This window comes from Candidatus Nitrosocaldus islandicus (assembly GCF_002906215.1).
Classification (GTDB): domain Archaea; phylum Thermoproteota; class Nitrososphaeria; order Nitrososphaerales; family Nitrosocaldaceae; genus Nitrosocaldus; species Nitrosocaldus cavascurensis.
This window is the reverse complement of record NZ_CP024014.1, coordinates 370,473-391,788: the sequence shown is the minus strand read 5'-3', so window position 1 is coordinate 391,788 and position 21,316 is coordinate 370,473. Positions and strand designations below refer to the sequence as shown.

The window sequence follows — 21,316 nt, the reverse complement described above, 5'->3', positions numbered from 1 at the left end:
GTTAATTAATTAATTAATTAATGTACCTTGACCATCTTTGCTAGATTCCTGTACTCCTTTACTATGTATATGCTTGGCTCAGCAGTAACTGTAACCTTTTCCTTACTTGCATCATCTCTAGGCGAGAGTATGATCTTCTCTCCAGGCTTTATCCTTGGTATAAAGTCCTTATAAGTGCCATAATCAACAACAACATTTGTAACATCGTTCCTACCAGTGTTTACTATCACTACCCTATACATGAGCATCATATCATCGTTATCCTTGAATGCATCAACCTCTAATGCATAATCCTTACTTGCCATAGGTATGCTTGTAAGAAATATAGCAAGCATCACTGCACCAACAACAGCAGTAGGCACTACATATATCAGTGCCATAGAATAACTATCCTACCCCACCTATTTAAGTTTAAATCAAATCTGCATAATGCTCTTATATCATCCTTGAAACTCAAAAATATTGATATATAAGGTTATGCAAGGTTAGGCATGGCATTCAGGGTATTCCTAAATGGCTATGGTACTATAGGAAGGAGGGTTGCATATGCTCTAGCAAATGATAGAGATGTAGAGTTCATAGGAGTAGGGAAGTACAGCGTAGATGATAGAGCAAAGGAGGCTAAGGACCAAGGCTTCAAGATGTTCGTGCCAGAGGCAAAGATTGATGAGTTCAAGAGCAAGGGTTATGCAGTAGAGGGGAGCATAAAGGATGCTATAATTGCTAGTGATCTAATAGTTGATGCATCCAAGGATGGACTTGGGTATGAGAATAAGATCAACTACTATCTGCCATTGAACAAGCCAGCTATATTCCAGGGAGGGGAGGATAGGTATGGTGAGCATAGCGTTGCTGATATCATACACAACTCAAGGGTGAACTATGAGCAGGTTTATGGGAAGAGGTATGTTATACAGGGCAGTTGCAATGTAACTGGCTTGGGTAGGATAATGCAGCCATTGATAGAGCGTTATGGCGATGAGATAGTAAGGTTTGATGCTACACTGATAAGGAGATGGGCTGATCTTGAGGATAAGAAGGAGGTAAAGGACTCTATAGAGTGGGATAGGGACCCTCACCATCAGAAGGATGTAGCTGACTTCATAAGGAGTCATGCCCTTTACGTTGATGTGTACAAGGTACCAAGCAGGATGATGCATCTACACCAGTTGTATGTTAGGTTCAAACATGAGTGCCCAAGCAAGGATTCCATACTTGATGTGTTTGAGAAGGAGTGGGGTGTAGCACTGCTAAGCAATGCTAAAGGTACTGCAGATGTAAGGAAGAAGGCATTAGAACTTGGATTCCCATTTGGAGATACATGCATGGTTCATATACACACTGATGTGCTCAAGGTACAGGGAGATATACTGAAGATAACCTACTCTGATGATCAGACTGGGATAGTTGCGCCAGAGAATCATATGCTAATACAGGCTATGCTATTCAGGAGGAGCAAGAGGGAAGCGCTTGAGAGGACTGAGCGTATATTCAGGCTTAATGAGAGGAAGAAGGCTCTAGCAAGTGAGTTTGGTTGAGCAATAAGATAATGCTAATAATTGATTCAAAAATAAACAAGGTTTTATTTATTTCTGCTATTAGCACTACTCTACATCTATACTCTCCTTACCCCTATTCTCTTGCTCCCTCCTCTTAGCATCACTCTCATCCAACTTCCTCAGTTGTGCTAGAAGGAACTCTCTATACCTCTCCCTCTCCTGCTGGGTCATCTTATCTATGTTTGCTGCAAGCATAGAGCCTAGAGAGGTTATCCTCTCCAGTATATCCTTTGCAATGAACATGCTTAGTGTGCTGAAGTGCATCATCACATCCAACTGCTTCCTTACTATACCTTGAATCACGTTTACATCTGCTAAAACAGCCTTGCCCTTTCCAGTTATCCTATACCTCCCGTAATCATCCTCCTCTATCAACCCTTCCTGAAGTAACTTGCCTAGCAATGGATATACTAGCCCTGGTGACGGCTTCCATAGGTTGTTGCTCCTCCTTGCTGCTTCCTCCATTATCTCCTTCCCTGTCATGGCACGCTCATTCAGTAGGCTTAGCACATAGTACCTTGAGAACCCCTTGGGCACTGCTCCACTTATCCTCTGCAGCCATTCTGATATCATATCGCTAGTGATATCGCAATCGATACATATAAGTGTTTTGTTCTGTACAAATGGTTATCTATATCCTTCAGCATAATACTTCATGAAGGCAAGGAGTATCAAGATAGATGTTAGTAGTGTAGAGGAAGGTAAGGGTAGGTTCATTGAGGGTGATCTTACCATCTCATCACTTAAAGAGTGCATGGTTGTATTTGCACATGGTTCAGGTAGTTCAAGGTTCAGTCCAAGGAACAGGTTTGTAGCAGGTGTACTTCAGAGTGCTGGGCTTAGCACACTACTTTTAGATCTACTAACCAAGGAGGAGGATGCTATAGACTCTCTAACTGGAAGGTATAGGTTCGATGTTGAGTTGTTAGCCTCAAGGCTTGTTGATTCTGTGATATGGCTTGAAAGAGAGTACATGGATAGGAGTAGTAGCAGCAGTAGTAGTAGCAATCTAAGGATAGGTTACTTTGGCTCAAGTACTGGTGCTGCTGCTGCACTCATAGCATATGCTAGATATCCAAACAATGTAAGAGCGATAGTCTCAAGGGGAGGTAGGGTTGATCTTGCTGCTCACTACCTTCCAGGCATAAAGGTACCAACACTGCTAATAGTTGGGGGTCATGATACTCCAGTGCTTAGATTGAATAGAGAGGCTATGGATAGATTCCCTAGAGAGTGCATGGTTAGACTAGAGGTTATATCCAATGCTACACACCTCTTCGAAGAGCAGGGTGCACTTGAACAGGTAGCAGAGAAGGCTAAGGATTGGTTCCTCACGCATCTGCGATGATGTTAGATGTTGGATGATGCTTTAAATAATAGGCTATCGATGCTATCATCATGAGGGTACTTGATCCAGTATGTGGTATAGAGATGGATGATGATCTTGCTGTTAAAGCAGAGTATGAGGGCAAGGTGTACTACTTCTGCTGCGATGGGTGCAGGAAGATATTCCTCAAGAACCCAAAGAAGTATAGGAAGTAGGTTTGATGGATTGATTGATTGATGGATGGGTGGATAGATGGATGGATTGGTGGATGGGTAGATGGATGAATAGCATGGATAATAGATTTTTATATGATGGCCCCTAAGGTAAGGGCATGACTACTAACATAGTGAACAATGTAGATCTTAGCAAGATCTCAGCACTCATAGAGCAAGGCAAGAAGGATAGGAGTGCGTTGAGGAAGATCATCAAGCTTGAGGGTGAATGGATACTTGACGAGAGTAAGGGCTTCCAGTTCAGGAGTGAGATGGCTTATGAGAAGGGTAAGCAAGTGCTAGAGATAGATAGCCCAACATGGCTTGGAGGTCAAGGCAATAGACTTGGACCTATGGCATACTGTATAGCAGGGCTAACATCATGCTTCATAGCAACATTTGCAAGTGTAGCAGCAAGCAAGGGTATAAGGCTCAGGAGGCTTAGGGTATCATCAAACTGTGTTGTAAACTTTGCAAAGACCCTTGATGTTGCAGATGAGCCAATAACAGAGAGCATAAACTTCGATGTTGATGCAGAGGCAGAGAATGCAGATAAGGCTAAGCTTGAAGAGATCCTCAAACTAGCAAGAGAAAGGTGCCCAGCAGTGTATAGCATGGAACATGTAATAAAGGTTAACACAACACTCAGATAGATAGAATGCAGGAGGAGGCAGAGATAAAGGATGGATAGATGTGGATGGGTGGATAAAGGTAAGATAACTTTTTATTCCTACTCGTTAAAGATGATGCAAGCATGCAGATAAACAAGTTAGATGTATATGGTACCTCTTTAAGATACTACGATGTTAGCAAGTACTCTTGGATGCCCTATACAATACGTATAGTGATGGAGAGTATAGCAAGGAACATAGATGGTAAGAGTATAACAGAGGATGATCTTAACACTATAATTGGATGGGAGCCCAATAATGCTGTAGAGGTACCATTCAAACCTGCTAGAGTTATAATGCAGGATTACACTGGTGTACCTGCACTAGTTGATCTAGCACTTATGAGGGAGATAGTTGCAGAGCATGGTCTAGATCCTAAGATCATCAATCCATTAGTACCTGTTGATCTTGTTATAGATCATAGTGTGCAGGTTGATCACTGGGCAAGCAATGATGCTCTAGCACTGAATATGAGGCTTGAGTTGGAGAGGAATAGAGAGAGGTATGAGTTCCTTAAATGGGCTGAGCAAGCATTCAAGAACTTCAGGTTATTCCCTCCAGGCACTGGCATAATCCATCAGGTGAACCTTGAGTACATTGCAAAGGTTGCCATACTAGACTCTTCTACTATATACTTCGATACATGCCTTGGTATGGACTCTCATACAACAATGATCAATGGTTTAGGGGTATTGGGCTGGGGTGTTGGAGGGATAGAGGCAGAGGCAGCAGTGCTAGGGCAGCCAGTCAGCATAGTGCCAGAGGTTGTAGGGGTTAAACTTTACAATCAACCTAGAGAGGGTATTACTGCTACAGATATAGTGCTTACCCTTACAGATGTGCTTAGGAGGCATAACGTTGTTGATAAGTTCCTTGAGTTCTTTGGAGATGGTCTATACTCGCTCTCAGTACCAGATAGGGCTACCATAGCAAACATGGCACCAGAGTATGGTGCAACAGCAGCACTCTTCCCTGTAGATGATGAGACTATAAAGTACCTGATGCTTACTGGCAGGGATGAGCGCCATGTTGATGTAGTAAAGGCATACTATAAGGCGCAAGGCATGTATGGCTCTAGCAATGGTGATGTTCACTACAGCAAGATTATAGAGTTCGATCTAAGCAGTGTTGAGCCTAGCATCGCTGGTCCATCCCTCCCATGGGAGAGGAGAACCTTCAAGGATGTATACGATGGTATACTGCAGTTAACCAAGGGCAGGAGTGCTAGTACGCTTGTGAGGGTTGATGGTGAGGATCATACTCTTGCAGATGGTAGCATAGTCATAGCAGCAATAACAAGTTGCACAAATACAAGCAATCCTTACCTGATGGTTGCTGCTGCACTATTAGCAAAGAAGGCTTACGAACTAGGGCTTAGAGTGCCAAGGTATGTAAAGTCAAGCCTTGCTCCAGGCTCTAGAGTGGTTGAGTCTTATCTTGCTAGAGCTGGTCTACTCCATTATCTTGAGTTGCTAGGCTTCAACATAGTTGGTTATGGTTGCACAACGTGCATAGGGAATAGCGGTCCATTACCTGCTGAGATAAGTGATGCTATAAGGAGGAATGGGTTAACAGTGGTTGCAGTGTTATCAGGGAACAGGAACTTTGAAGGTAGAATACATCCAGATGTTAGGGCAAACTACCTAATGTCTCCTCCATTGGTAGTTGCTTATGCTTTAGCAGGGAGGATCAAGGATCTAAGCAAGGAGCCATTAGGCTATGCTAAAGATGGCAGTGCAGTTTACCTTAGGGATGTATGGCCATCAAGCAAGGAGGTTGAGGATCTTATGAGCATTATAAGCAAGGATGACTTTGCAAGGTACTCTACTCTTGGCGATCTCATCCCAGAGTGGGATAGAATAAAGGTTAAGGCATCCAACCTTTATGAGTGGGATGATGCGAACACATTCATAAAGAGACCCCCATTCCTGGATGACTTCGATATGGCTGCTGATAGGGTTAAGAGTATAAGAGATGCTAGAGCACTACTCATCCTTGGCGATAATGTTACAACTGATCATATATCTCCAGCAGGTCCAATAAGCCCAGACTCCGATGCTGGTAGATACCTAATCTCACTAGGTGTGAACATTGCAAGGCTCAACACGTTTGGTGCAAGGAGGGGCAACTGGGAGGTCATGGTTAGAGGAACCTTCACTGGCAGGATAGAGAATAAGATGCTCAAGCATAGAGGCGAGGTTAAGAAGGGAGGGTATACCATACACTATCCAAGCAATGAGGTTATGAGTGTGTATGATGCTGCAATGCGCTACAAGAGAGAGGGTGTACCACTCATAGTTATAGCAGGGAAGAACTATGGTGCTGGAAGTTCTAGAGATTGGGCTGCAAAGGGACCTAAGCTTCTAGGCGTTAGGGCAGTTATAGCAGAGAGCTTTGAGAGGATACACAGGAGTAACCTTGTGGAGATGGGCATACTTCCTCTACAGTTCATGGATGGTGCAAGTGCTGATACACTTGGCATAAGGGGCGATGAGACCTTTGATATAATGCTAGATGATCTAAAGCCTAGGAAGGTTGTGGAACTTGTTGTGCATAGAAGTGATGGGAGTGTAGCAAGAGCAAGGCTCTTAGCAAGGATAGATACTGAGATGGAGTTGAGGTACTACATGGCAGGGGGTATACTGCACTATGTACTATCTACACTTATGAATAGTTTACAGTAAATTTGTGGTACAAATACATTGTTATATGCTATAAATCACATGTTTGAACCACGTTAAGGTTAAATCCTATCATTAGTAACCCTTCTTGTGCACAAGAAGGATAGAAGAGAGAGATTTGATATAATATATAATATTCTTACCATATTAAACAATGAGAATGTATACAAGACCATACTTGCACGCAAGGCAAAGCTTGATAGTAGGAGTATAGACAAGTATGTTAACTTACTCCAAAGGACTAACCTAATAACTGTAGATGCTAGTAAAGGAGGAAGGCATATACTCAAGATAACGGAGAAAGGTAGAGCATTCCTCAACATATATGAGGAACTGATTAGGCTTATTAGATGTTGAGATAGGAAGCCTCGGGCGGGATTTGAACCCGCGACCTCTTCCTTACCAAGGAAGCGCTCTGACCAGGCTGAGCTACCGAGGCGCTTTATAACTTATCTCATCTCCTCTAGAGTGTTTATTAACCTTGCTAGAGATTGTTAAGATTTAATATGATAGCAAAGGTAATGCATACGGGCGGGGGTAGCCAAGCCTGGCCAAAGATGCTTGCAGTGGATGCGCGGGACTTAAGTTCATGTGATGTGATGTGATAGGATATCCCGTCCCTTAGGGGTTCGTGGGTTCAAATCCCACCCCCCGCACTGGTACCAATCCTCATTAGGCTGATCTCAATACTGCCTGATAAATTGTTCTATAACAGTTACCATCTCATCAGGCACCTCGAACATAGGGAAGTGGCTACGTGCATCTAACCTGTATACACTGAACCAACTATGTGAAGATGCAAACTCTTGTTGAATGGTTAGATAATCAGGAACTGGTGATTGTGCATAAATATGCAGTACAGATACAGGTGGTCTCAACAAGGAAAGAGCATGGAGAGGACTTGTTTGCTCTGCATATGCTTTACTAATCTCCCGTGCTGCTCTAGCCCACATATCAAAACCATACGAGCCCATCACCTGATGCACAAAATTTATCAATCTAGGATTATCAACATCCTGTAGCCAGTGTGAGAATATATCTTTTACAATATCCTTCCACCTATATGGATCCTGCATTCCTCTCAGGGCTTGAATGAATGGTTGAGGTGGTTCAGTTAGTATCCAATCAACCAAGATAAGTTTTTGAACCACTACTCCTAACCTACGCCGTAACTCAATAGCAATCCATCCACTATGCGCTAATGCAACTGGAATGACTTGTTTAGCCTTACTGGCTTCTATTACAGCCAAGGCATCTGATACTAGAGCCTCATTACCAAAATCATCTTTAGATGATCCTGACTCTCCATGACCACGCCAGTCTAAGGCAAGTGTGCGGCGATGCATAGTAAAGCGTAGCATTAGATCCTGAAAGACTGATCTATCAGAGCACCAACCAGGCATAAATAGTAGTGCAGGTTCTCCATTACCAAAATCATCGTAGACTATTTCTAGCCCATCTGAAGTTACCTTCATAAGTAATAATCTGAATGCTTTAATATTAATATATAGCAGGGATGAGACTTTTAATGAACTCTTAATTACATGTTTATACACCTACATACAAGATATACTTATTTTACATAGATGTCATAATATATGCGTGAAGCATAAGATAGTTGTTGAGCCACCAGGGCAGAATGCTAGGACTATAATAGATACGATGAGTAGGAACTGTTACAACTCAACATTTGTATATCCATTGGTCATTGAAGATGGTGAAGGATGCTATATAAAGGATGTTGATGGCAATGTATACCTTGACTTCACATCAAACATAGGCTCATCCCCCCTAGGCTACAAGCATCCAGATGTTATGGATGTTCTAAAGGAGTACTCTAACACTGGAGTACATAAGATCGCTGGACAAGACTTCTACTGCAGAGAGCATGCCGAACTTGCTGAAAGGCTACTCTCTATAGTACCAAAAGGGTTCAAGGCATTCCTTATAAACAGTGGTGCAGAGGCTGTTGAGAATGCCATAAAGATTGCATACAGGAGGATGGGTGCACTCCCAGGGGTATCATGTATAAATGCATTCCATGGAAGGACCTTGGGAGCATTAACATTCACATTCAGCAAACCTGTGCAGAAGAGCAACTTCCCTGAACTACCAGTTAAGAGGATAAAGTTCTGCTCTAGCGATGATGATCCTGAGATAGATGCTGTTGAGAACCTGCTGAAGGAGAACAAGGTAGCATTCATAATAACTGAGATTGTGCAGGGTGAGGGAGGGTACAATGTAGCAAGCAAGAGGTTCATCAAGATGCTAAGAGAGTATACCAGCAAATACGGTGTGCCTCTCATAATAGATGAGGTACAGTCAGGAATGGGTAGAACTGGTAGATGGTGGGCATTCGAGCACTATGGGGTAGAGCCAGATATAATGGCTGTAGCAAAAGCACTCCAGGTTGGGGCAACACTATACAGGAGGGAGTTGGATCCAGGGCAGCAAGGAGTGCTATCAAGTACGTGGGGAGGGGGTAGCAGGATAGATCTTGCTGTAGGTGCAAAGATCATAGATGTGATAAGGAGGGATAACCTGCTTAGCAATGCTGAAAGGATTGGAGGTATCATCCTTAAAGCATTGAGGGATATGGCAGATGATAGCAATGGCAAGGTAGTAGATGTTAGAGGTATAGGACTCATGATAGGTGTTGAGTTCATAAGCAAGGAGGTTAGGGATAGTTTCATAATCAATGCATTCAAGCATGGCTTACTACTCCTTCCTGCTGGCATCAAAGTGATAAGGGTTATTCCTCCTCTCATAATAAGGGAGGATGAAGTTCAGGAAGGTGTGGAGCTTATGTATGAGGTGTTGAAGGTGATCTGATCGGTGTATGGTGTAAGGTGGATGAATGGAGGAGATTGATGGATTAATTGATTGATCGATGGCTATGTTTATGCTACTGTTAGTGCGGGGGGTGGGATTTGAACCCACGAACCCCTAAGGGACCAGAGCCTCAGTCTGGCGCCTTTGACCATGCTTGGCGACCCCCGCTCTTCATAGCATGAAATACTTTTATATCCTTCAATTAAAGCATATGCATGCTAGTACCAGTAAGGTGCTTCACATGTGGTAGTCTAATAGCAGACAAGTACAATATATATGTGAAGAGGGTTAGAATGGGTGAGAAGCCAGCCAACGTTCTAGATGATATGGGTGTAAAGAGGTACTGCTGTAGGAGAATGTTCCTGAGTACTGTAGAGACTATAAACCAACTCCTCCCCTACTATGAGGTACTGATGAGAAAGAAGGAGGAGATAGAGAGTAGTGGTTAGTTGATTAGTTTATAGACCTAGCAGAAGGTGTCAAACATGGAAGCATCTATAACAGCCATAAAGGCTAGGCTCTGCTACAACAGTAGAGGGCAGGAGAGTATAGAGGTTGATGTGGTTACAGATGGCAAGTATATGGGTAGGGCATCTGCACCATCTGGTGCAAGTAAGGGCAGATATGAAGCAGTAGGATTCCCAAATAATAGCGTTGAGGATGCATTAAAGGTATTCAATGAGAATAAGAGTAGGTTCATAGGGGTTGATGCCTCAGATCCAAAGGCAATATACGATGTGTTGAGGGGCATAGATAGCACACCAAACTACTCCATAGTTGGAGGTTCAGTTGCATATGCTGTAAGCATGGCTGCTGTAGACTCTGCATCAAAGGCACTTAGTGAACCCATCTTTAGGCTGATCAGCATAGATAGGAGGAAGGAGAAGGGGTATAGGCTCCCATACCCTCTAGGCAATGTTCTTGGAGGAGGAGCACATGCTGGTCCAAGTACTCCAGACATACAGGAGTACCTTGTAGTACCTATAGGTGCAAAGAATATGGTTGAGGCTGTAAGGATGAATGTTAGGGTGCATAGAGTGCTTAGGGATGTGCTTGAGAGGAAGGATAGATACTTCACATATGGAAGGGGGGATGAGGGTGCGTGGGCACCTAGAGCATCAAACATGGAAGCACTTGAGGCTGTTGAGCAGGCATGTATAGAGGCTGGGTACTCTATAGGCAAGGATGTAGCATTGGGCATAGACTTTGCATCCTCATCGCTATGGGATGGCAATGGTTATGTATATGCAAGGTATGGCAATAGAATGAGCAAGGAGGAGCAGATAGAGTTTGTAAGCAACCTCATAAGGGATTATAGGCTAATCTATGTTGAGGACCCATTGCATGAGGAGGACTTCTCTGGCATGGCAGAGTTAACGAAGAGGTTCAGCAGCATATACATAACTGGAGATGATCTGCTGGTAACCAATGTATCAAGGCTTAGGGTTGCACTAGAGTACAAGGCATGCAACTCAGCAATACTCAAGGTTAACCAGGCTGGAAGCCTGTATGAGGCACTGCTCTTTGCTAGGGAGGCAGATGAGCATGGCATAAGGCTTGTAACATCGCATAGATCTGGTGAGAGTATAGATGCTCATATAGCACATGTTGCAGTAGCAACAGGCTCCAAGATGATCAAGGCTGGGGTTGTTGGAGGGGAGAGGGTAGCAAAGATGAACGAACTGATAAGGCTTGAAGAACTTGATATGGTAGATGGTATGACCACTCTACAATAGTTAGACAGGCAAAGCAGACTGTTGTGGATTTAGTTTGGATGATAGATTGATAGATGGATTGCTGTTGTTGTTTAGCCTTTATCATGAAGAGGTTGAATAACCCAAGCTTAAAATTATACACTGCTAAAGCATAGTGCATGAGCATGATAGAGAATATAGATAAACTGATACTCTCAGCAGGTATAAGGATAGGTACTAATGTGAAGACAAAGTACATGGAGCAGTTCATAGCAAGGGCAAATGAGGGAGTATACATGCTTGATATGAACAAGACCCTTGAACGTATAGATGCAGCAGCATCTATGATAAGCAGATCTTTACCAAAGGTTGTTGCATGCTCAACCAAGGATAATGCTAAGATAGCAGTGCTCAAATTCTGTGAACTTACTGGTGCAACACCAATTATAGGCAGGTTCATGCCTGGCACACTAACCAACCCATTCCTCTCAACATACATAGAGCCTGATGTTGTTCTAGTTAGCGATCCACAGGCAGATCTGCAGGCTGTTGTAGAGGCTACCAATGCTGGTGTACCAGTGATAGCCATAGCAAATACTGATAACTTTGCAAGCAAGGTTGATCTAATCATACCAGCAAACAATAGAGGTAGGAGGGCTATAGCAGCAGTGTATTGGTTGCTTACACTAGAGGTCCTTAACAAGAAGGGGCTTGTGGAGCATAAGCAGTTCGATACATTCATCTACAAGGGCAATGCATACAAGGTTGATGACTTTGAGACAAAGCTTGAGGAGGGTGCAGAGTAGTACAACAAAGATAGCATTAAGAGTATCTATTGATGATGAGTACTTGGGGGATGAAAGGGTTGAGGGTTAGGAGACCTGCCGTTGCTGGCATCTTCTACCCAGCAGAGAGCGATAAACTTCTTAATGCTATAGATGAGTGCTTCCATCATCCTCTAGGACCCTTGGGAGGGGTTGAGGTTCAACCAACCAAAGGTGAGTCTGAGCATGAAGATCAAGGCAGGGGTAATGGCAAGAATATGATAGCCATGGTATCACCTCATGCAGCATACATGTACTCTGGTGCAGTTGCAGCCCATGCATATCATGCTGCATCCTTGCTCAAACCAAAGCCAGATCTTATAATACTGCTGGGACCAAACCACTACGGCTTGGGTAGTGCTATAGCAACCATGGTTGACTGCTACTGGGAGACTCCTCTAGGCAAGGTGCAGGTGAATAGTGATGAGGCAAGGAGGCTTGTCAGGTTATCAGGCATACTTGATATAGATGATTATGCCCATAGCAGGGATCACTGCCTTGAGGTACAGTTACCCATGCTCCAATACATATACAAGCATCAGTTCAGCATAATACCAATAGTACTATGGATGCAGGATAAGGATACTGCAAATGATCTAGGCAATGCTATAGCAGAGTTGATAGAGTCAAGCAGTCTGGATGTACTCCTTATAGCATCATCAGACCTTACACACTATGAGTCTCACGATGAAGCATGTAGAAAGGATGGGGAGTTGATAAAGGCAATACTTGCTCTAGATGTTGCAAAGTACTATACAGTACTTGAGAGGCTTGATGTTAGTGCATGTGGTTATGGTGCCATAGGTACAGTGATGGTTGCAGCAAAGAGGCTAGGTGCAACTAGTGCAAGGTTACTTAAATATGCTACAAGCGGGGATGTTACAGGGGATAAGAGTGCTGTTGTAGGATATGCATCCATAGTATTAACAGATTGATGATGTGGTATGGGTAGGAATGTAGCAGTTGCAAGTGCACCAGCAAAGGCAATACTATTTGGAGAGCACTTCGTTGTATATGGTAAACCTGCAATAGCAACTGCCCTTAAGAGAAGGGTTAGAGCAACCTCAACTGTGAACGATGCTGGGAAGATAAGGGTTAGATCAATGCTAGGCTACTCAAGCATACCTTTATCATCAGACCCCCATCTGTATGAGCATGATCCTCATAGGCATATAATATTCTCAGCAGCAAGTGCTATGAGGTTACTTGATAGGCAGCAAGGGGTTGATGTACTGCTAGAGTCTGACTTTCCATATGGGATGGGGCTTGGTGCATCTGCAGCAACAAGTGTTGCAACTATAGCATCTGTAGCCTCCCTCTTTGGTAGTATAAGCAAGGATGAGGTCTTCAAGTTATCTCTAGAGGCTGAGAGGCTTGTGCATAAGAACCCCTCAGGCATAGACTCTGCAGTATGCACATATGGTGGGCTTGTACTCTTCAACAAGGATGGGAGGATAGAGAGGCTTGATGAGAAGTGCAGTGATTATAGTAATGCTTTACATGCTCTACACTTCATTGTAGTCAACTCTGGCATCATGAAGGATACTGGCACCATGGTTATGAAGGTTAAGGCTAGAGAAGAGAGTAGCAAGGAGGAGTTTGCTTCCCTAGCAGAGATGAGTGAGGTGATAACCATGCATGCACTCTATGCTATAAGGGGTAGAGATTTAGCAAGGGTTGGTGAACTGCTTACACTTAACCATATGCTCCTAAGGAGACTTGGTGTATCTAACGATACTCTTGATACCATAGTATACACATTGGTTAAGAATGGTGCGTATGGTGCAAAGTTAACTGGTGCTGGGGGTGGAGGGTGCATAATCTCGCTTATAGATGATGCAAAGAGTACAATGCTCTTAAATGCCCTAAGCAGTTATGGTTATGAGAGGTTCACATCAAGCATAGAGGAAGATGGTGTGATTATACACAGTACAGATACGTAAGAGTGGACCAAAACTTTTAAGGCAAGGCCAAGACTCTATTGGAGAGTAGAGTGAGTATGCTTGCACTAATCAAGCTTGGAGGCTCAATAGTTACATTCAAGGATAAGCCTTTGGCATTCAATGCTCCTGCTCTAGAGGGTGTAAGCAGGATACTTAAGCGTATTAGTGATGAGGTACAGATCATAGTTGTTCACGGTGGAGGCTCCTTTGGTCATTACTACTCTGTCATCTACGATATGCATAGTAAACCAGCAGAGTACAGCAAGGAGGGTGTAAGCAGGGTTAGATGCTCTATGGTTGATCTGAATAATCGTATAGTAAATGTGATGCTTGAGCAAGGCTTAAGACCATACACCATACACCCATCATCCTTCATAGGTGAAGGAAAGGTTCCCATAAGCAGTAGGGTTGAGGAGTTGTATGACATCTCCAAGGATGGGTTAATACCTGTTACCCATGGGGATGTGATGCACTATCAGGATAATCTATACTACATACTCTCAGGTGATGAGATAATGAGCATACTTGCTGAGCATCTTGGGGAGAGGGTTAGTGTAGTCTTGTTTACACTTGCTGTAGATGGTGTTTACAAGGATATGCAGAGCAGGGAACTTATAAGGGAGTTAAGGTATGCTAGTGATGCTAGCATGGATGATGTGAGCATGGATGTTACAGGGGGTATGAGGAGGAAGGTTAGGGAAGGGTTCAAGATAGCATCCCTTGGCATAGATGTATGGTTTGTTAATGGTATGCATCCAGAGAGGGTAGAAGATGTGCTGAGAGGTAAGGATACAATTGGTACTGTGATAAGGGGCAACAGGGTAGGTAGGGAAGGAAGTGAGATGGTAGCATGAGTGAAGATACAAGCAGGAAGGATAACCACTATTCAACTAATAATCTTGCTTCCACTACTACTGATAGCAGTAGCAGTAATGGTAGCAAGGTTACAGATATTGAGATAATAAAGAATAGAAAGTTGGAAGGGCTAAAGATACCATTGGAGAAGGATGTACAGGCAAAGAATACCTCAACATACCTTGAGTATGTTATGCTCATCCATAATGCACTACCAGAACTTGATATAGATGAGATAGATACATCAACAACATTCCTTAACCACAGGTTCTCTGCACCAATAATAATAGACTCAATGACTGGAGGCACCGATAAGGCTACAGTGATAAATGAGAGGTTAGCAATGGTTGCTGAGGAACTCAACCTTGGTATGGGTGTTGGTAGCCAGAGGGCTGGGCTGCTAAGTGATGCCTTGAGGGAGAGTTACTCCATAGCAAGGAAGAGTGCACCAAATGCATTCCTCATAGCAAACATAGGGGGTGTACAGTTGAAGAGCATAACGCTTGATGATGTGAGGAGGATGATAGAGATGATAGATGCTGATGCCATAGCAGTACATCTAAACCCATTACAAGAACTCATCCAGCCAGAGGGTGAGCCTAAGTTCAAGGGCATATACAGCAAGATAGTTGAGTTGGTGAAGAGTATAGATGTGCCAGTGATAGTCAAGGAGGTTGGCTCAGGCATATCTAGGGATGTTGCTGTAAGGCTTGAACTTGCTGGGGTCAAGGCTATAAACATAGCAGGCTCTGGAGGTACAAGCTGGGCTGGAGTTGAGAAGTTGAGGGCAGATAACACTAAGGCAGTAATGAAGTCACACCTTGGAGAACTCTTCTGGGACTGGGGGATACCAACTGCCATGAGCCTCTTGGAGGTTAGGAGAAGTGTAAGGATAGGTATCATAGCATCTGGAGGGTTGAGAAGTGGGTTAGATATTGCAAAGTGTATTGCTCTTGGGGCAGATATATGTGCTCTTGCATGGCCATTCCTCAAGTGTGCAGCAGAGTCAAAGGAGTCTGTGCTAGACTATGCAAGGATGCTAATAGAGGAGTTGAGGGCAGCTATGTTCCTTACAGGGTCAAGGGATATCAAGGCTCTAAGGCGTGTAAGGTACAACCTCCAAGGTCCACTATTGGAATGGTTCAGTGTTTATGGTAGATGAGCAATACAAGCCGAGATGTATGCTTTATCTACTAATGTAGTGTATATGTATGGATTGATGGCTGATTGATTATTAGATGGGTATATTAGAGCATGTTAGCAATCCTTTGGTATGAACGTAGCAATAGAACAGGATATAAGGGATGTGGCAAGAAGGGTTGATGAGATTATAACCTCTACATTGAAGGGTGAACCATACATACTCTACGATGCAGCACTACACTACATAACTAGCGGGGGGAAGAGGCTTAGACCATATATGCTTGTTAAGTGCTCTGAACTATGCAATGGTAGTGCTGATAAGGCACTCTACATAGCCTCTGCCATGGAGATGGTGCATAACTTCACACTTGTACATGATGATATAATGGATGGTGATGAGGTTAGGCATGGTGTGCCTACAGTGCATAGGGCATATGGTCTTCCATACGGGATACTTGCTGGTGATCTACTACTCATATATGCATTCAAGACAGTAGCATACTATGGAAGGATGGCAGGGCTGGATGACTCAACCATAGTAAGGTTGGTCGATGTGCTTGCAAAGTACTGTATAGTGCTGAGCGAGGGGCAGGCTATGGATATGGAGATAGCATCAAGCACAACAATACCAGATGAAGAGCAGTACATAGCAATGGTTACCAAGAAGACAGCATCTCTATTTGAGGCATCATGCATGATGGGTGCAATAACTGCAGGGGCAGATGAGGATGCTGTAGAGAAGGTTGCAGGGTATGGCAGGAGTATAGGGATAGCATTCCAACTTGTAGATGATCTCATAGGGGTTGTTGGGGATCCTAAGGTGACAAAGAAGCCAGTTGGTAATGATATAAGGGAGGGGAAGAAGACACTTCCAATACTACTAGCATTAAACAAGTGCGATGAGGATAGTAGGAGGAGGATTCTATCCCTACTAGGCTCTAAACAGAATATAGATGAGAATGAACTGCTCTATGCAATAAACCTCATGAAGGGTATGGGTATAGATAGAGAGGTAAGGGAGATGGCTGGTAAGTATGCTGATGATGCTACTGCTAGATTGAAGGGTTTCAAGGAGAGCAGTGCCAAGCATGCACTAGAGCATATAGCAAGGTTGATAGTTGAGAGGAGTGCATGATTATTTATTAGGTGATAAAGCATGGCGGTTGAGGAAGATACACTCTTACTCATAAGAAGGCTTGCACTTAGGAATGCTGTAGAGCATGATGGCAAGGCTATGGTAGATAAGGTAACGGCAAAGGTGATAGCAGTAAGACCAGATCTAAGGAGTAGTATAAGGATGCTCATCCCAACCATAAGAGCAGTTGTGGATGAGGTGAACAGGTTAAGCATTGATGAGCAGAGGAGCAGTCTTGAGGCTATAGAGCCTATCACTGAGGCTGGGGCTGAGGTTGGGGTTGAGCATAGATACCATAACCTTCCTCAACTGCCAGATGCTGTTATGGGTAGAGTTGTTACAAGGTTCCCGCCAGAACCCAATGGCTACCCTCACATAGGCCATGCAAAGGCAGTGATAATAGATGAGGAGTATGCAAGGATGTACAAGGGTAGGTTCATACTACGCTTCGATGATACAAACCCTGCAAAGGAGAAGAGGGAGTATTACGATGCAATAATGGATGGGTTAAGGTGGCTTAACGTTAAGCCAGATCTCATCAAGAATACCTCAGATGATATAGAGTTACTCTACAGTTATGCTGAGAGGCTTATAGAGGTTGATGGAGCATATGTATGTACATGCAAGCCTGATACAATAAAGAGGAATAGAGCCTCTGGCATAGAATGTGCATGTAGATCGCTTAGCAGAGAGGAGCATATGGAGAGGTGGCATAAGATGTTCAATGAGTATAGAGCAAATCAAGCCATACTAAGGTTCAAGGGGGATATGAGGAGTAGCAATACTGTGATGAGGGATCCTACACTCTTCAGGATAATAGAGCATGAGCATCCATTGAAGGGCTATAGATATAGAGTATGGCCAACGTACGACTTTGCTGCTAGCATAGAGGATAGCATAGATGGTGTAACACATGCACTTAGGAGCAAGGAGTATGAGTTAAGGAATGAACTATACTACGCAATATTAGATAGGTTGGGGTTGAGGAAGCCAATAGTGCTTGAGTTCTCAAGGCTAGAGTTTGAAGGGATGCCAGTATCGAAGAGGAAGATAGCACCACTCATAGAGAAGGGGCTAGTTAAGGGGTGGGACGATCCTAGGCTCCCAACACTTGCAGCGCTGAGGAGGAGAGGCATACAGCCAGAGGCTATAAGGGAGTTTGTACTCTCTCTAGGGTTCACAAAGGCAGATACAAAGCCTCCATTTGAGGTGTTGGAGGCAATAAACAGGAGGATGATCGATGCATCTGTGCCAAGGTTATTCATGGTAAGGCTTGATGATTGTGCAAGGGCTAAGGTTTATGGGTTAGCAGATGGTATGCCTATCGATGGCTCTACTGTAGTTATTAGGAACCATCCAACAAACAAAGCACTAGGTTCAAGGGCTATCAAGGTTAGGGATGAGTTCTATCTTCCCCTTAGCGATATAATCGATGCTGTAGGCAGGGAGATAAGGCTTATAGACCTCTACAATGTTGTTATTGAACGTGTAGAACCTTCAGAGGGAGGTTATGCAACTGCATATGCAACCTTCACAGGCTATGAGGTTAAGGATGTGAAGAAGGTGCAATGGGTGAGCGTTGATGATGCGGTGAAGATAAGAGTGCTTGTACCAAGGCATCTATACATTGATGATGCATACAATCCAAAGAGTCTGGAGATTGTAGATGCTTATGCTGAGTCATATGCAAGTAGAATGGATGTTGGTAGCATTGTGCAGTTTGTACGCTTCGGATTCTGCAGGGCAGATGCAGATGGTATATTTATAATGAGCCATAAGTAAACTATTTATTAATAGTTGATAAAATAATCTCATTGATCAATGATTATACTAACACATCAATAAGGATGAAGAGAAAGAGAAGGGGCAAGAGGGGTCCTCTCATGATAATAATAAGTATATTGGATGTTCTTGACGGCTCTGATACGAACAAGACAAACCTAAGTTACAAGACCAATCTTGATATACGTATATTGAGCAAATACCTTGAGTTCTTGAGTGAAAGAGGTCTTGTAAGGTACAACGACAATAATAATGATGATGATTCGTATGTGAGCAGGAGGGTTCATGATCCAACCCTTATAAGGATAACAGATAAAGGTAGAGAGGTACTCTTCCACTTCAAGGAGGCTATAAGGCTTATGGATGATGAGTGTGATCTTAGAGATAGGTGTGCCCTACGCAGATATGCTGATTAATTGGTTGGTTTGTTATTGATCACTTGCTACTCATCAACAACAGCAAATAATATTTTATAAGAGTGTTATTAAGATATAGTACAATGGGTAGGGTTCTAGCCTGTAGAAGGGATGAGTTACCAAATGGCAAGATGAAGTACCTGCAGATAGATGGTAATGATATACTGTTAGCAAACGTAGATGGTGCATACTATGCTGTATCTGATATCTGCAATCATGCTGGTGCAAACCTACATGAGGGCAAGATTAATGGCAAGCATATTACATGTCCATGGCATAAGGCAGTATGGGATGTGACTAACGGTGAGTTGGTACAGTTCCCTGTAAGGCTAAGACCATTGAAGGTATACAAGGTTATTGTTGATGGGGATGCTGTATATGTAGAGGTATGAGTATCCTAACAGCAAGAGCAAAGTAAATAAAAATATTGTTACTACTACCTTATTATTTACTGCTTTCTCTTCTTAGCAAGAGACTTTACCTCGACTGGCTCAACCTTCTCTGTCTCAGGTCTGCATACCCTACTATGTATATAGTAATCCTCATACTCCATCAATGCACCGCATACCTCACATCTCACTATATGACACATTGAATAATTTACAGGATTATGGTACTTAAACCCTTCGTTTATTACACCATCCGCTATTTGAACAAACAATATGATATCAATATAGAAATTTCATAATATTTCTTGGAGATTTAATCATAAGGTTTATGGACCGGGCGGGATTTGAACCCGCGACCTCTCGCTGACCCCATCAAATATGATAGGATCATCCGCGTGCAAGGCGGACATTCTACCGCTGAACTACCGGCCCACCCACAATTCTATCCCTCTACAATCATGATTTAAGTCTTTGTAGTGCGATTTTTAAATGGGTCAAGGCAAGATAGTCTAGGCAGGGCCGGTAGCTCAGCCTGGCTAGAGCGTTCGGCTGATAACCGAATTGCTTAAGAGGCAAGGTAAAGGTCGTGGGTTCGAATCCCATCCGGCCCACCATCTTTCATCATAATCATTACTTATAAGATCAAAATAGATGATCCATCCTTCCTATAATTGAGGTAATTATTGTAACTATTCTACCTTACATAACACTAAAAAGTTCATAAATAAGCATGTGTATACTAGCATATGGTCGAGGCGTACTGTGTTAAGTGCAGGAAGAAGGTAGAGATGAAGAACCCAACACAGGTGACTATGAAGAATGGTAGACCTGCAGTGAAGGGTACATGCCCAGTATGTAATACAACCTTGTACAGGATAGGTAAGTCAAGCAAATAAGAAGAGGCCAGAATAAGTTATCATCCTATAACTTATTTATTTATTTATTTTATTGTATATGGCATATCCTTGGAGGAGCACGTTTATGCCTGCTAGATCTTACAAGTCTAATAACACTCTTTACCCTCTCCTCCTCTATACCTAGCATGCTTGCAGTATCCTTAACGCTACTCTTCAGATCAATCAAGCAGTAGAGTATGGAGTCTATCTCCTCATAGCTCATACCAAGTTCCTGCTCAGCATAGTGCCCCTTCCATAGCATTGGTCCACTTTTCTTCCTGATTATTGCATCGTCTATCTGCAGATAGCTTGCAAGTGCTCTAACCTGAACCTTGTATAGATCAGCTATTGGGAGTATATCTGCTGCCCCATCACCATACTTTGTGTAGTAACCTATCATCAACTCACTTCTATCACTAGTGCCTAGCACAAGGCAGTCATTTGCATTTGCGTAGTAATAGAGGGTGCACATCCTCAACCTTGCAAGTAGGTTACCAGAGGCAATCCTAGACTTGATATTATCAACACTACTATAATTCTCTCCCCCTCCATCTATAGTATGAAGCCTCTCAGCAAGAGATGAGTGTATATCGCCTATATCTATAACCCTGTATGCTATGTTAATGCTCTCAGCAAGCCTTATCGCATCATTCACATCGCTTGAAGGTGTTATACTACTATGAGGGATGATTAGTGCAGTGAGACTGCCCTTGCCCTTGCCTCTACCATACAGTGCCCTTGCTGCTAGTACAGCAACTACTGAAGAGTCAAGACCCCCGCTTAGCCCAAGCACGTATCCAGCCTTTCCTGATCCTTCAAGATTCTCCAAGAGGAAGTGTTCTATCTTACTGCTCACATACCCATAATCAAGCGATGATGTGATCTTCTTTACCATATCATCTACTGCCATACTCTATTTACTTGCTTAGCAGTTTATTTATAAGAAGATTATGCTAG

General features: G+C 43.2%; 24 protein-coding genes and 5 tRNA genes. 21 read left to right on the top strand and 8 right to left on the bottom strand.

All coding sequences use genetic code 11. From position 1 onward, the window contains the following. Nucleotides 1-17: 17 nt before the first annotated feature. A complete protein-coding gene (locus tag CRG89_RS02120) occupies nt 18-380 on the bottom strand; it encodes a hypothetical protein (protein ID WP_103286719.1) in 363 nt (120 codons plus the stop codon). A gap of 111 nt (nt 381-491) precedes the next feature. On the opposite strand from CRG89_RS02120, the gene CRG89_RS02115 reads away from it, so the two are divergent. Next, a complete protein-coding gene (locus tag CRG89_RS02115; RefSeq protein ID WP_103286718.1) occupies nt 492-1,538 on the top strand; it encodes a type II glyceraldehyde-3-phosphate dehydrogenase in 1,047 nt (348 codons plus the stop codon). A 66-nt stretch (nt 1,539-1,604) separates the two neighbouring features. On the opposite strand, the gene CRG89_RS02110 is transcribed toward CRG89_RS02115, so the two are convergent. After that, nucleotides 1,605-2,132 carry a PadR family transcriptional regulator gene (locus tag CRG89_RS02110; protein ID WP_103286717.1) on the bottom strand — a complete coding sequence of 176 codons (528 nt, stop codon included), beginning with the start codon at nt 2,130-2,132 and terminating at the stop codon, nt 1,605-1,607. A gap of 82 nt (nt 2,133-2,214) precedes the next feature. On the opposite strand from CRG89_RS02110, the gene CRG89_RS02105 reads away from it, so the two are divergent. From CRG89_RS02105 to CRG89_RS02085, 5 genes are all read left to right on the top strand, one after another. Further along, a complete protein-coding gene (locus tag CRG89_RS02105) occupies nt 2,215-2,907 on the top strand; it encodes a dienelactone hydrolase family protein (protein ID WP_103286716.1) in 693 nt (230 codons plus the stop codon). A gap of 50 nt (nt 2,908-2,957) precedes the next feature. Then, entirely contained in the window at nt 2,958-3,101 is a 144-nt protein-coding gene (locus tag CRG89_RS02100) for a YHS domain-containing protein (RefSeq protein WP_103286715.1), read from the top strand. 116 nt (nt 3,102-3,217) lie between these two features. Then, nucleotides 3,218-3,751 (top strand): OsmC family protein, encoded by a 534-nt coding sequence (locus CRG89_RS02095; RefSeq protein ID WP_103286714.1) that lies wholly within the window; start codon nt 3,218-3,220, stop codon nt 3,749-3,751. Between the two features lie 101 nt (nt 3,752-3,852). After that, complete coding sequence (acnA, locus tag CRG89_RS02090; protein WP_103286713.1) at nt 3,853-6,453, top strand: aconitate hydratase AcnA; 2,601 nt, start codon at nt 3,853-3,855, stop codon at nt 6,451-6,453. A gap of 87 nt (nt 6,454-6,540) precedes the next feature. Then, the gene (locus CRG89_RS02085) at nt 6,541-6,807 is read left to right on the top strand and encodes a winged helix-turn-helix domain-containing protein (protein WP_158648663.1); all 267 of its coding nucleotides are present in this window, start codon (nt 6,541-6,543) and stop codon (nt 6,805-6,807) included. A gap of 7 nt (nt 6,808-6,814) precedes the next feature. Here the strand turns inward: CRG89_RS02085 and CRG89_RS02080 are convergent. Then, nucleotides 6,815-6,889: transfer RNA gene (locus tag CRG89_RS02080), tRNA-Thr, on the bottom strand. A gap of 92 nt (nt 6,890-6,981) precedes the next feature. Between CRG89_RS02080 and CRG89_RS08580 the strand changes: the two genes are divergently transcribed. Continuing rightward, nucleotides 6,982-7,106, top strand: a tRNA-Leu gene (locus tag CRG89_RS08580). Between the two features lie 27 nt (nt 7,107-7,133). Here CRG89_RS08580 and CRG89_RS02075 read toward each other — a convergent pair. Then, a complete protein-coding gene (locus tag CRG89_RS02075; RefSeq protein ID WP_148695258.1) occupies nt 7,134-7,925 on the bottom strand; it encodes an alpha/beta fold hydrolase in 792 nt (263 codons plus the stop codon). Nucleotides 7,926-8,052: 127 nt separating this feature from the next. On the opposite strand from CRG89_RS02075, the gene CRG89_RS02070 reads away from it, so the two are divergent. Continuing rightward, a complete protein-coding gene (locus CRG89_RS02070; RefSeq protein WP_103286710.1) occupies nt 8,053-9,282 on the top strand; it encodes an aminotransferase class III-fold pyridoxal phosphate-dependent enzyme in 1,230 nt (409 codons plus the stop codon). 83 nt (nt 9,283-9,365) lie between these two features. Here CRG89_RS02070 and CRG89_RS02065 read toward each other — a convergent pair. Then, nucleotides 9,366-9,450: transfer RNA gene (locus tag CRG89_RS02065), tRNA-Leu, on the bottom strand. 47 nt (nt 9,451-9,497) lie between these two features. On the opposite strand from CRG89_RS02065, the gene CRG89_RS02060 reads away from it, so the two are divergent. From CRG89_RS02060 to CRG89_RS02010, 11 genes are all read left to right on the top strand, one after another. Continuing rightward, nucleotides 9,498-9,731, top strand: coding sequence for a DNA-directed RNA polymerase subunit N (locus CRG89_RS02060; protein ID WP_103286709.1), 234 nt, complete (start codon nt 9,498-9,500; stop codon nt 9,729-9,731). A gap of 36 nt (nt 9,732-9,767) precedes the next feature. Further along, nucleotides 9,768-11,018, top strand: a complete 1,251-nt coding sequence (gene eno / locus CRG89_RS02055; protein ID WP_103286708.1) for a phosphopyruvate hydratase — start codon at nt 9,768-9,770, stop codon at nt 11,016-11,018. A gap of 137 nt (nt 11,019-11,155) precedes the next feature. Beyond that, nucleotides 11,156-11,782, top strand: a complete 627-nt coding sequence (locus CRG89_RS02050) for a 30S ribosomal protein S2 (protein ID WP_103286707.1) — start codon at nt 11,156-11,158, stop codon at nt 11,780-11,782. 32 nt (nt 11,783-11,814) lie between these two features. Then, nucleotides 11,815-12,735, top strand: coding sequence for an AmmeMemoRadiSam system protein B (gene amrB / locus CRG89_RS02045; RefSeq protein ID WP_217349415.1), 921 nt, complete (start codon nt 11,815-11,817; stop codon nt 12,733-12,735). Nucleotides 12,736-12,744: 9 nt separating this feature from the next. After that, nucleotides 12,745-13,743, top strand: a complete 999-nt coding sequence (gene mvk / locus CRG89_RS02040; RefSeq protein WP_103286706.1) for a mevalonate kinase — start codon at nt 12,745-12,747, stop codon at nt 13,741-13,743. A gap of 38 nt (nt 13,744-13,781) precedes the next feature. Further along, nucleotides 13,782-14,597, top strand: coding sequence for an isopentenyl phosphate kinase (locus CRG89_RS02035; RefSeq protein WP_103286705.1), 816 nt, complete (start codon nt 13,782-13,784; stop codon nt 14,595-14,597). After that, nucleotides 14,594-15,760: a type 2 isopentenyl-diphosphate Delta-isomerase gene (gene fni, locus CRG89_RS02030; RefSeq protein ID WP_103286704.1), complete on the top strand. Its 1,167-nt coding sequence runs from the start codon at nt 14,594-14,596 to the stop codon at nt 15,758-15,760. Before CRG89_RS02035 ends, fni begins: the two co-directional genes overlap by 4 nt. 111 nt (nt 15,761-15,871) lie before the next feature. Continuing rightward, nucleotides 15,872-16,876: a polyprenyl synthetase family protein gene (locus CRG89_RS02025; protein ID WP_103286703.1), complete on the top strand. Its 1,005-nt coding sequence runs from the start codon at nt 15,872-15,874 to the stop codon at nt 16,874-16,876. 21 nt (nt 16,877-16,897) lie between these two features. After that, nucleotides 16,898-18,658 carry a glutamate--tRNA ligase gene (gltX, locus tag CRG89_RS02020; protein ID WP_103286702.1) on the top strand — a complete coding sequence of 587 codons (1,761 nt, stop codon included), beginning with the start codon at nt 16,898-16,900 and terminating at the stop codon, nt 18,656-18,658. A gap of 32 nt (nt 18,659-18,690) precedes the next feature. Then, nucleotides 18,691-19,074 (top strand): winged helix-turn-helix domain-containing protein, encoded by a 384-nt coding sequence (locus CRG89_RS02015; protein WP_148695259.1) that lies wholly within the window; start codon nt 18,691-18,693, stop codon nt 19,072-19,074. 83 nt (nt 19,075-19,157) lie between these two features. After that, entirely contained in the window at nt 19,158-19,466 is a 309-nt protein-coding gene (locus CRG89_RS02010) for a Rieske (2Fe-2S) protein (RefSeq protein ID WP_103286700.1), read from the top strand. Nucleotides 19,467-19,522: 56 nt separating this feature from the next. Here CRG89_RS02010 and CRG89_RS08575 read toward each other — a convergent pair whose 3' ends face one another. Next, nucleotides 19,523-19,666: a hypothetical protein gene (locus tag CRG89_RS08575; protein ID WP_158648662.1), complete on the bottom strand. Its 144-nt coding sequence runs from the start codon at nt 19,664-19,666 to the stop codon at nt 19,523-19,525. 126 nt (nt 19,667-19,792) lie between these two features. Beyond that, nucleotides 19,793-19,895, bottom strand: a tRNA-Ala gene (locus CRG89_RS02005). Nucleotides 19,896-19,979: 84 nt separating this feature from the next. On the opposite strand from CRG89_RS02005, the gene CRG89_RS02000 reads away from it, so the two are divergent. After that, a tRNA-Ile gene (locus CRG89_RS02000) sits at nt 19,980-20,077 on the top strand. A gap of 132 nt (nt 20,078-20,209) precedes the next feature. After that, nucleotides 20,210-20,359 (top strand): DUF5679 domain-containing protein, encoded by a 150-nt coding sequence (locus CRG89_RS08910; protein ID WP_168174128.1) that lies wholly within the window; start codon nt 20,210-20,212, stop codon nt 20,357-20,359. Nucleotides 20,360-20,408: 49 nt separating this feature from the next. Here CRG89_RS08910 and CRG89_RS01995 read toward each other — a convergent pair whose 3' ends face one another. Next, the gene (locus CRG89_RS01995) at nt 20,409-21,269 is read right to left on the bottom strand and encodes an NAD+ synthase (RefSeq protein ID WP_103286699.1); all 861 of its coding nucleotides are present in this window, start codon (nt 21,267-21,269) and stop codon (nt 20,409-20,411) included. Between the last annotated feature and the right edge of the window lie 47 nt (nt 21,270-21,316).

Bases quoted from the DNA above. Each gene is read 5' to 3' on its own strand.
- CRG89_RS02120 (WP_103286719.1), bottom strand. From the start codon at position 380: ATGGCACTGATATATGTAGTGCCTACTGCTGTTGTTGGTGCAGTGATG.
- CRG89_RS02115 (WP_103286718.1), top strand. From the start codon at position 492: ATGGCATTCAGGGTATTCCTAAATGGCTATGGTACTATAGGAAGGAGG.
- CRG89_RS02110 (WP_103286717.1), bottom strand. From the start codon at position 2,132: ATGATATCAGAATGGCTGCAGAGGATAAGTGGAGCAGTGCCCAAGGGG.
- CRG89_RS02105 (WP_103286716.1), top strand. From the start codon at position 2,215: ATGAAGGCAAGGAGTATCAAGATAGATGTTAGTAGTGTAGAGGAAGGT.
- CRG89_RS02100 (WP_103286715.1), top strand. From the start codon at position 2,958: ATGAGGGTACTTGATCCAGTATGTGGTATAGAGATGGATGATGATCTT.
- CRG89_RS02095 (WP_103286714.1), top strand. From the start codon at position 3,218: ATGACTACTAACATAGTGAACAATGTAGATCTTAGCAAGATCTCAGCA.
- acnA (WP_103286713.1), top strand. From the start codon at position 3,853: ATGCAGATAAACAAGTTAGATGTATATGGTACCTCTTTAAGATACTAC.
- CRG89_RS02075 (WP_148695258.1), bottom strand. From the start codon at position 7,925: ATGAAGGTAACTTCAGATGGGCTAGAAATAGTCTACGATGATTTTGGT.
- CRG89_RS02060 (WP_103286709.1), top strand. From the start codon at position 9,498: ATGCTAGTACCAGTAAGGTGCTTCACATGTGGTAGTCTAATAGCAGAC.
- eno (WP_103286708.1), top strand. From the start codon at position 9,768: ATGGAAGCATCTATAACAGCCATAAAGGCTAGGCTCTGCTACAACAGT.
- CRG89_RS02050 (WP_103286707.1), top strand. From the start codon at position 11,156: ATGAGCATGATAGAGAATATAGATAAACTGATACTCTCAGCAGGTATA.
- amrB (WP_217349415.1), top strand. From the start codon at position 11,815: ATGATGAGTACTTGGGGGATGAAAGGGTTGAGGGTTAGGAGACCTGCC.
- mvk (WP_103286706.1), top strand. From the start codon at position 12,745: ATGGGTAGGAATGTAGCAGTTGCAAGTGCACCAGCAAAGGCAATACTA.
- fni (WP_103286704.1), top strand. From the start codon at position 14,594: ATGAGTGAAGATACAAGCAGGAAGGATAACCACTATTCAACTAATAAT.
- CRG89_RS02025 (WP_103286703.1), top strand. From the start codon at position 15,872: ATGAACGTAGCAATAGAACAGGATATAAGGGATGTGGCAAGAAGGGTT.
- gltX (WP_103286702.1), top strand. From the start codon at position 16,898: ATGGCGGTTGAGGAAGATACACTCTTACTCATAAGAAGGCTTGCACTT.
- CRG89_RS02010 (WP_103286700.1), top strand. From the start codon at position 19,158: ATGGGTAGGGTTCTAGCCTGTAGAAGGGATGAGTTACCAAATGGCAAG.
- CRG89_RS08575 (WP_158648662.1), bottom strand. From the start codon at position 19,666: ATGTGTCATATAGTGAGATGTGAGGTATGCGGTGCATTGATGGAGTAT.
- CRG89_RS08910 (WP_168174128.1), top strand. From the start codon at position 20,210: ATGGTCGAGGCGTACTGTGTTAAGTGCAGGAAGAAGGTAGAGATGAAG.
- CRG89_RS01995 (WP_103286699.1), bottom strand. From the start codon at position 21,269: ATGGCAGTAGATGATATGGTAAAGAAGATCACATCATCGCTTGATTAT.